Genomic DNA, 6,093 nt, shown 5'->3' on the forward strand with positions numbered 1-6,093 from the left:
GGTGGGGCGGCCGGTGCCCCGTGCCGCACCCCCGCCGGCCCGCCTCGGGGCTCCCCGCCCGCGACGCGCCGGCGCCCGGCTGAAATGCCGGTCGGTGCGCGGATCACTACCTATCGTGATGAACCAGGTTTGACGCGAAAAACCTCACCTGCGACCAGCGCACCGGTCGGCCGGTTCGACACGGCGGCCGCTGGTCGGGCCTGGTCGACGATCGAGAAGGAGTGATCCGCGTGCGGAAGGCGCAACGCCACGCTGTGGTCGGGACTCTCGCGGCGGTTGCCCTGGTGGCGCCCGCCTGCGCGAACAACGAGCAGCCCGCCGACGACACCGCTACCACCACCACCGCCGAGCAGGAGACTTCCCCGGAGCAGTCCCCGTCCCCCACCCGCGACCCCAACAGCGGCGTGACCACCGTCGACGACGCCTTCGGCCCGGGGTGCCCGGACCTGCCGCAGGACGACGAGCCGGGGTCGCTGAACGCGATGTCCGAGCAGCCGGTGGCGACGGCGGTGGAGAGCAACCCGCTGCTCACCCAGTTGACCGCCGCCATCAACGCGGTGCCCAACCTCGCCGACACCCTCAACAACTCCCAGGCGCTCACGGTGTTCGCCCCGGCGGACTCCGCGTTCGAACAGCTCGGTGACGACGAGCTCAACCAGCTCCTGGCCAACCCGACCGAGCTCGAACCTCGCCTCGCCTACCACGTGGTCGGGGAGAGGTTCGACGCCGAGGAGCTGAGCGAGGCCGGGTCGGTGGCGACGTTGCAGGGCGGGCACGTCAGCGTCGAGGGCAGTGGCGAGGACATGACGGTGGGCGGCGCGCAGGTGTTGTGCGGCAACTTCCCCACCGCCAACGCGACGGTGTTCGTCGTCGACCAGGTGCTCGAGCCGACGGAGGGGTCCGCTCCCAGCGGCGAGACCAGCGAGCCGGCCGAGTCTCCCGACACCGAGACTCCTGACACCGAGGAGCCGGGCGGGGGCGAGCCCGTCGAGGAGGACGGTGAGATGCCGGTTCCCACGGGCTGAGCCTCCTCGCCGGGGAGCCCGGCCCGGCTGGACGTTCCCACCGGAGCGTCCGGGGCGTCGTCTCCCCCCGTCCGAGGGCGGTCACCACGGAACCCGTGGTGACCGCCCTCGTTTTTCACCCTTTCAGGGAGTTGCCTCGCAGGGGAGCTGACCTCGCCTTACGGGGCGATTCACGTATGCAACTTTGTGCACCTCTTCACAAGCGCTACCGTGTAGCCGTCACCCCGCCGGGGCCGCGTGCGGACCATCCGCGGTCGACCGGCGGTTCGTCGACGCAGGTCATGGCGAGGGTCATCACGGCGAGGAGAGTCAGCGTGGCAACACAGCGGGATGCGGGCGAGAGTGTCGTGACCGGTACCGCAGCCGCCGCGTCCGACCGTGCCGGCGAGGGCGGTGCCGAGGGAGACCCCGGCCCGTCCCCGGACGCCCGGTCAGCGGGAGCGGCGGCGCCGGACGCCGATGTCGCCGTCGTCCGCGCCCGAGCGCGTGCCATCCCGGAGGCCGCCGTCGCCAGGCTCGCCGTCTACCTGCGCGTGCTCTCGGACTTCTCCGACGACGGTGTCGTGACCATCTCCAGCGAGGAGCTGTCGGTGGCCGCCGGGGTCAACTCGGCGAAGCTCCGCAAGGACCTCTCCTACATCGGCTCGTACGGAACGCGTGGCGTCGGTTACGACGTCAGCGTGCTCGTCGGGCAGATCGAGCGCACCCTGGGGCTCACCCGCAAGCACAAGGTGGCGGTCGTCGGTATCGGTAACCTTGGTCACGCCCTGGCCAACTACGGAGGGTTCCCCAACCGCGGCTTCCCGGTCGCCGCGCTCTTCGACGTCGATCCTGACCTCGAAGGAATCCCGGTCGGCGGCGTTCCCGTGCACCACACCGACGAGATCGTCCGCGTCTGCCGTGAGCTGGAGATCACCATCGGCGTCATCGCCACCCCCGCCCAGGGCGCCCAAGCCGTCTGCGACGGTTTGGTCCAGGGCGGTGTGCGGTGCATCCTGAACTTCGCACCCGTCGTTCTCCAGGTCCCGGACAACGTCGAGGTGCGCAAGGTCGACTTGGCGGTGGAGATGCAGATCCTGTCCTTCCACGTCGCCCGGCGGGACGATGGACAGTCCGGCCCGGAGGCGGCACGCGTCGGTGACGACGCCAACCCGGACCGTGGCGGAGTCAACGGGGTGGTGGTCTCGAAGTGACCGTCCTCGCCGTCGGCCTCTCGCACCGCACCGCGCCCATCCAGCTCCTCGAGCGGGTGGCGGTCTCCGGCGACCGGTCGGAGAAACTGCTGCTCGAGCTGCTGGAGTGCGACTCACTGTCCGAGGTCGTGCTGCTGTCCACCTGCAACCGCGTCGAGGTCTACGCCGTCGCCGACTCGTTCCACAGCGGTTTCGACGACGTGGCGGGCGTGCTCGCCCGGCACGCGGGCGTCGAGGTGCCCGACCTGGGCGGTGGCCTCTACGTGCACTACGCCCGCGCCGCCGTCGAACACCTCTTCACCGTCGCGGCTGGCATGGACTCCATGGTCGTCGGCGAGTCCCAGATCCTTGGCCAGCTCCGCTCCGCCTACGCCATGGCCGAGCGGCTGGGCACCGTGGGCAGCGTCCTCCACGACCTGAGCCAGCAGGCGCTACGGGTCGGCAAGCGCGTCCACGCGGAGACCGGTATCGGGTCCGAGGGCGCGTCGGTGGTCTCCGAGGCGCTCTCCGACGCCAGCGAGCTGCTCGGCGGCCTGGCCGGTCGGCGTGCGCTGCTCGTCGGGGCGGGTTCGATGGGAGGGCTCGCCGCCGCCCACCTGCGCCGCGCGGGGGCCGTCGAGATCGTCGTGGCCAACCGCGGCATGGACAACGCCCGCCGGCTCGCCGAGCTGAGCATCCGGAACGGCACGCCGGCCCGCGCCGTGGGTCTGGACTCCCTGGCCGAGGAACTGGCCGGGGCCGACGTCGTCGTCGCCTGCACCGGCGCGGTCGACGCCGTCGTGGAGGTCGGAGCCGTCGTGCGCGCCAGCCAGCTGCGCGCCGAGGCGGGCCGGGCGCACCACCCGCTGGTGCTCTGCGACCTCGGCCTGCCCAAGGACGTCGCGCCCGGCGTCGCCGACCTCCCCCAGGTGCGGGTCGTCGACCTGGAGTCGCTGCGTGCGAGGCTCCGGGACGACCAGGAGGGCAGCGCCTTCGCGCGTGCCTCTGAGGTCCTGGCCGAGGAGGTCGCCAACTACCTCGCGGCCCAGCGCTCGGCCCAGGTCACCCCGACCGTGACGGCCCTGCGCAAGCGGGCCGCCGACGTGGTCGACGCGGAACTGCTCCGGCTGGACTCCCGGTTGCCCGACCTCGACGTGACCGTGCGGGAGGAACTCGCCAGGACGGTCCGCCGCGTGGTCGACAAGCTCCTGCACACCCCGACGGTCCGGGTGAAGGAACTGGCCGCCGGCCCCGGCGGGGGTGACTACGCCGACGCCCTCCGCGAGCTCTTCGCGCTCGACCCGAGGATGCCCGGCGCCGTCACGTCGGCGCGCGGCGGCGCGGGCAGCGCCCTGCCCGCCCACGGCGGTCCCAGCCGGCAGGACGCTCCCCCGGAACGCGACCAGGAGGGTGAGGCCAGGTGACCCGCACTCTCCGGCTCGGGACCCGGGGCAGCGCGCTGGCGTTGACGCAGGCCAACTGGGTCGCCGAGCGGCTCCGGGCCGAGGGCGTCGACGTGGAGCTGGTCACGGTCAGCACCGAGGGGGACCGCTCCGCCGCGCCCGTCGCCGAGATCGGCGTCGGCGTCTTCACCTCGGCCCTGCGGGACGCGCTGGCCGAGGGGGAGGTGGACCTCGCCGTCCACTCCTACAAGGACCTGCCGACCGCACCCGATCCCCGGCTGCGCCTGGCCGCGGTCCCCACCAGGGAGGACCCGAGGGACGCCCTCGTGGCCAGGGACGACCTGCTCTTGGCCGAGCTGCCGCCGGGCGCGACCGTCGGCACCGGCTCGCCCCGACGCGCCACCCAGCTCCGAGCACTCGGACTCGGACTCGAGGTGCGCGCGTTGCGGGGCAACGTGGAGACCCGGCTGCGCAGGGTCGCCGAGGGCGACCTTGACGCTGTGGTGGTGGCGCGTGCCGGCCTCGCCCGACTCGGCAGGCTGGACGTGATCACCGAAACGCTCGATCCCCTCCAGATGCTCCCCGCGCCCGCGCAGGGAGCACTGGCGGTGGAGTGCCGCGTCGACGACGCGGACGTCGGGCACCTGACGCAGTCCGTTGTGGACGACCCGGCCAGCCGCGACGCGGTGACGGCCGAGCGCGCCTTGTTGGCCGCGCTCGACGCCGGGTGCAGCGCTCCCGTCGGCGCGCTGGCCGAAATGGTGGAGGACCTCGACGACGAGGGACGAGCGGTGACCCGCCTGTTCCTCCGGGGTGTCGCGGGAACCGCGCGGGACGCGGTGTCCCGTGCTTCCGCCATCGCAGAGACGACAGCAGCAGAGCAGCTCGGGCGCGACGTCGCCGCCGAGCTGCTCGACCTCGGGGCAGCGGTGCTCAGCGGCCCCGAGCGGCAATGAGTGGGGAGTGCCCTGATGACCCGAGCACGCAAGACCCCCGGACGTATCGCCTTCGTGGGTACCGGCCCCGGAGACGCGGGACTCCTCACCGTCCGGGCGAAGAAACTGTTGGCCGCGGCCTCGCTGGTGGTCACCGACCCCGACGTCCCCTCGGAGGCGACCTCGCTGGTCGCCGACGGGGCGGAGGTCCGCCCCGCGGTCGGGAACCCGGGTGAGGTGGCGGCCGACCTGGCGAACGAGGCCCGGTCCGGCCGGTCCGTGGTCCGGCTGGTCGGTGGCGACCCACTGACCTCGGACGCCGTGGTCGCCGAGGCCCGGGCGGTCGCCGGCACGGACGTGCCCTTCGACGTCGTGCCCGGCGTCGCCGCCGGCAGCGCGGTGCCCGCCTACGCCGGGGTCGCCCTCGGCGCCGTGCACACCGAGGCCGACGTCCGTGGCGAGGTGGACTGGGCGGCCCTGGCCGCCGCGCCGGGCGCCCTGGTGCTGCACGCCGCCGGCAGCCACCTCGCCGAGGCGGCGTCCTCCCTCGTGGAGCACGGGCTGTCCGCCCAGACGCCCGTCGCGGTGACGGCGGAGGGCACCGCGTTCACCCAGCGCACGCTCGACACCACCCTGGCCTCCCTGGCGGCGGACGCGGGCGAACTGCCCGGCCCGCTCGTCGTCACCATCGGGGACGCGGTCGCCAACCGGCAGGAACTGTCCTGGTGGGAGTCGAGGGCGCTGTACGGCTGGAAGGTGCTGGTCCCCAGGACCAAGGACCAGGCCGGGGCGATGAGCGACCGGCTGCGGGCACACGGCGCCATCCCGGTGGAGGTGCCGACGATCTCCGTGGAGCCCCCGCGCAGCCCCGCGCAGATGGAACGCGCGGTCAAGGGACTGGTCGACGGCCGCTACCAGTGGGTGGTGTTCACCTCGACCAACGCGGTCCGCGCGGTGTGGGAGAAGTTCCGCGAGTTCGGTCTGGACGCCAGGGCCTTCTCCGGCGTGAAGATCGCCTGCGTCGGTGAGGCCACCGCGGAACGCGTGCGCGGCTTCGGCATCGTGCCGGAACTCCTGCCTTCGGGGGAGCAGTCCAGCGAGGGGCTGCTCGCCGACTTCCCGCCCTACGACGACATCCTCGACCCGGTGGACCGGGTCCTGCTGCCCCGGGCCGACATCGCCACCGAGACCCTGGCGGCCGGTCTGCGGGAGCGGGGATGGGAGATCGACGACGTCACCGCGTACCGGACCGTGCGGGCCGCCCCGCCGCCCGCCGACACCCGGGAGATGATCAAGACGGGCGGCTTCGACGCCGTCTGCTTCACCTCCTCGTCCACGGTCCGGAACCTGGTCGGCATCGCCGGCAAGCCGCACACCAGGACGATCGTGTCCTGCATCGGGCCGGCCACCGCCGAGACCGCGACCGAGTTCGGGCTGCGGGTCGACGTCCAGCCGGAGACGGCGCAGGTCGCCGCGCTCGTGGACGCGCTCGCCGAGCACGCCTCGCGACTGCGGGCCGAGGGCGCCCTTCCCCCGCCGAGGAAGGCGAAGCGGGCCC

The 6,093-nt window shown here is 73.3% G+C and carries 5 protein-coding genes; all 5 read left to right on the forward strand.

The features are described from left to right. Positions 1-230: 230 nt before the first annotated feature. Positions 231-1,025 (forward strand): fasciclin domain-containing protein, encoded by a 795-nt coding sequence (locus ACTIDRAF_RS35155; protein WP_083886562.1) that lies wholly within the window; start codon positions 231-233, stop codon positions 1,023-1,025. A 347-nt stretch (positions 1,026-1,372) separates the two neighbouring features. Continuing rightward, positions 1,373-2,218 carry a redox-sensing transcriptional repressor Rex gene (locus ACTIDRAF_RS30470; RefSeq protein ID WP_016700841.1) on the forward strand — a complete coding sequence of 282 codons (846 nt, stop codon included), beginning with the start codon at positions 1,373-1,375 and terminating at the stop codon, positions 2,216-2,218. Continuing rightward, complete coding sequence (locus ACTIDRAF_RS0221850; RefSeq protein ID WP_016700842.1) at positions 2,215-3,621, forward strand: glutamyl-tRNA reductase; 1,407 nt, start codon at positions 2,215-2,217, stop codon at positions 3,619-3,621. The genes ACTIDRAF_RS30470 and ACTIDRAF_RS0221850 overlap by 4 nt, the downstream gene beginning before the upstream one ends. After that, on the forward strand, positions 3,618-4,556 hold the full coding sequence (gene hemC, locus ACTIDRAF_RS0221855; RefSeq protein ID WP_016700843.1) for a hydroxymethylbilane synthase: 939 nt from the start codon (positions 3,618-3,620) through the stop codon (positions 4,554-4,556). Before ACTIDRAF_RS0221850 ends, hemC begins: the two co-directional genes overlap by 4 nt. A 15-nt stretch (positions 4,557-4,571) precedes the next feature. After that, on the forward strand, positions 4,572-6,093 hold a 1,522-nt coding region (locus ACTIDRAF_RS0221860; protein ID WP_016700844.1), incomplete at its 3' end, for a bifunctional uroporphyrinogen-III C-methyltransferase/uroporphyrinogen-III synthase.

This window comes from Actinoalloteichus spitiensis RMV-1378, from assembly GCF_000239155.1.
Taxonomy (GTDB): domain Bacteria; phylum Actinomycetota; class Actinomycetes; order Mycobacteriales; family Pseudonocardiaceae; genus Actinoalloteichus_B; species Actinoalloteichus_B spitiensis.